The following is a 2577-nucleotide window of genomic DNA, read 5'->3' as shown; positions in this document are numbered from 1 at the left end:
GCGCGCTGCGGCAGCACCAGCGAGATCGGCACGCCGTTGAACTGCGCCAGCTGCACGGCCATGCCTTCCTGCAGATAGGGAGCGAAGTCGCCGACCACGCCTTCCGAGGCCACGACCTGGTCGTAGCTTTCCGGGTTCATGAAGTGGAAGCCTTCGCCGTCGGAGTAGAGGAAGGTGTGCTCGCGCTCCTCGACATAGGCGCGCTCGACCATTTCGGTCGTGCGGTAGCGTTCCGAGATCTTCACCCCGTCGCCGATGCGGCGCATGTCGAGCTGGGTCACCGGCGTGCCCTTGCCAGGGTGGATGTTTTCGGCAAAGAGGATGACATAGAGCTTGCCGTCCTTATCGACGACGTTGCCTTTGCGTAAGGAGCTGGCGATGACCTTGACCACGATATTCGATCCCGTTCGAGTTTTTCGGCCTGCAGGCGTCGATTTCCGCGAAGCGGCGACGGCGGCCATCGCGTGCGCCCTAGCGCATCTTGCGTCGAACCGCCAGTCTTCCACGCGATTTTCCTGCCCATGACGGCCGCTTCGCCCTGGTGGACGCCGCATATCCATGCCGATCGCCGGCCCCGGCTGATGGCGCGCAACGCCATCGCCGCCGCCCTGCGGGGATGGTTCGCCGACCGCGATTTCGTCGAGGTGACGACCTCGGCGCTGCAGGTCTCGCCCGGCAACGAGGCGCACCTCGCCGCCTTCGCCACCGAGGCGATCGCGCCCGACGCTTCGCGCCAGCCGCTCTATCTCCACACTTCGCCGGAGTTCGCCTGCAAGAAGCTGCTCGCCGCCGGGGAGCAGCGCATCTTCAGTCTCGGCGCCGTCTGGCGCAACCGCGAACGCGGGCCGCTGCACCACCCCGAATTCACCATGCTCGAATGGTATCGCGTCGGCGAAACCTACACGAGTTTGATGGCCGACTGCGCCGAATTCCTCGCGTTGGCGGCGGATAAGGCAGGCGCCAGGAGCTTTCGGTTTCGCGGCCGCGAGGCCGACCCGTTCGCCGAACCGGAGCGGCTCAGCGTCGCCGAAGCCTTCGCGCGTTACGCCGGCATCGACCTGCTCGCAACGGTTTCTGCCGACGGCGACACCGATCGCGACGCGCTCCACGCGGCGCTGGTTGCGGCCGGCTTGCGCACCGCGCCCGACGACAATTGGGCCGATCTGTTCAGCCGGGTGATGGTGGAAAAGGTCGAGCCGGCGCTGGGGCAGGGGCGCGCGACCATCCTCTATGGCTATCCGGTTTCGGAGGCCGCCCTTGCCCGGCCAAGCGCCGAGGACCCGCGCGTTGCCGAGCGCTTCGAGCTCTATTGCTGCGGCGTCGAGCTCGCCAATGCCTTCGGCGAACTCACCGACGCCGCCGAGCAGCGCCGCCGCTTCGTTGCCGAGATGGACGAGAAGGAGCGCGTCTATGGCGAGCGCTATCCGCTGGATGAGGATTTCCTCGCCGCGCTCGCCGTCATGCCGCAGGCGAGCGGCTCGGCGCTCGGCTTCGACCGGCTGGTGATGCTGGCGACAGGGGCGACGAGGATCGACGACGTCATCTGGGCCCCGGTAGCCGGCGCCTGATCGCGCCTGCCGGCTTTTCGAAGAAGTACCTAAGCCGCGCTTGGCCGCTTCTGGCCGCGCCGCGCCAACAGGTTGGCGACGACGAGGAGTACGATCGAAAGCGCCATCATCAAGGTCGCGGCGGCGGTGATCGCCGGGCTGAGCTTTTCGCGCAGGCCTATGAACATCTCGAGCGGCATGGTGCGCTGGCTGGCGCTGGCCAGGAACTGCACGACAACCACCTCGTCGAACGAGGTGACGAAAGCGAAGGCTGCGCCGGAGAGCACGCCAGGCAGGATCAGCGGCAGCATCACCCGGAAGAAGGCCGTCACCGGCTTTGCTCCCGAGATCGCGGCGGCCCGCATCAGGTTGCGGTCGAAGCCGGTCAGGCTGGCGCCCACGGTCACGACGACAAACGGGCTGGCCAGGGCGGTATGGGCGAGGATGATACCGGCATAGGTGCTGGCAAGCCCGGCGCGCGCATAGAAGAGATACGAGCCGACCGCGGTGATCACCACCGGAACGATCAGCGGCGAAAGCAGCAGCGGCATGATGATGCGGCGCCCGGGGAACTTCTCATCGGAAAGCGCGATTGCCGTCAGCGTGCCGAGCGTCGTTGCGATCAGTGTCGTGCCGAAGGCCACGATCAGGCTGTTGCCGATTGCCGACTGCCAGCGCTGGGTACCCAGCACCACCTCGTACCAGCGCGTCGAAAGGCCTTCCAGCGGGAAGATGAAAAAGGCGCCGCTGTTGAAGGAGAGCGGCACCGGAATGAGGATCGGCACCAGCAGGAACAGGATCACCAGTCCGCACCACAGCCAGAGCAGGGTGATGCGGATGCGTTCGCCGGTTGTGGGGTAGGGGGAGAGCAGCATGGTTACACCAGCTTCAGGCGGTCGAGGCCGAGGATGCGGGCAAAGATGCCGAACAGTGCCAGCGTGAAGACGAGCAGGATGAAGCTCAGCGCTGCCGCCATCTCCCAGTTCAGTTCGACATTGACGTAGTTGGCGATGAAATTGCTGATGAGCTG

General features: G+C 66.0%; 3 protein-coding genes. 1 reads left to right on the top strand and 2 read right to left on the bottom strand.

Annotated features, from left to right (window positions below; translation table 11 throughout):
* Positions 1-392: elongation factor P (locus Q0L57_RS12260; protein WP_296742979.1), on the bottom strand; the 392-nt coding region annotated here is incomplete at its 3' end.
* A 129-nt stretch (positions 393-521) separates the two neighbouring features.
* Here Q0L57_RS12260 and epmA point away from each other — a divergent pair.
* A complete protein-coding gene (epmA, locus tag Q0L57_RS12255) occupies positions 522-1568 on the top strand; it encodes an EF-P lysine aminoacylase EpmA (protein WP_296742977.1) in 1047 nt (348 codons plus the stop codon).
* A gap of 29 nt (positions 1569-1597) precedes the next feature.
* Here epmA and Q0L57_RS12250 read toward each other — a convergent pair whose 3' ends face one another.
* The gene (locus Q0L57_RS12250; protein WP_296742976.1) at positions 1598-2422 is read right to left on the bottom strand and encodes an ABC transporter permease; all 825 of its coding nucleotides are present in this window, start codon (positions 2420-2422) and stop codon (positions 1598-1600) included.
* Positions 2423-2577 lie beyond the last annotated feature (155 nt).

Origin of the sequence: Mesorhizobium sp. (assembly GCF_024509055.1) — a bacterium.
Lineage (GTDB): Bacteria > Pseudomonadota > Alphaproteobacteria > Rhizobiales > Rhizobiaceae > Mesorhizobium.
This window is presented reverse-complemented; position numbering and strand designations above follow the sequence as displayed.

What these genes read in the sequence shown, in the direction of transcription:
- epmA (WP_296742977.1), top strand. Translation starts at nt 522, where the DNA reads ATGACGGCCGCTTCGCCCTGGTGGACGCCGCATATCCATGCCGATCGC.
- Q0L57_RS12250 (WP_296742976.1), bottom strand. Translation starts at nt 2,422, where the DNA reads ATGCTGCTCTCCCCCTACCCCACAACCGGCGAACGCATCCGCATCACC.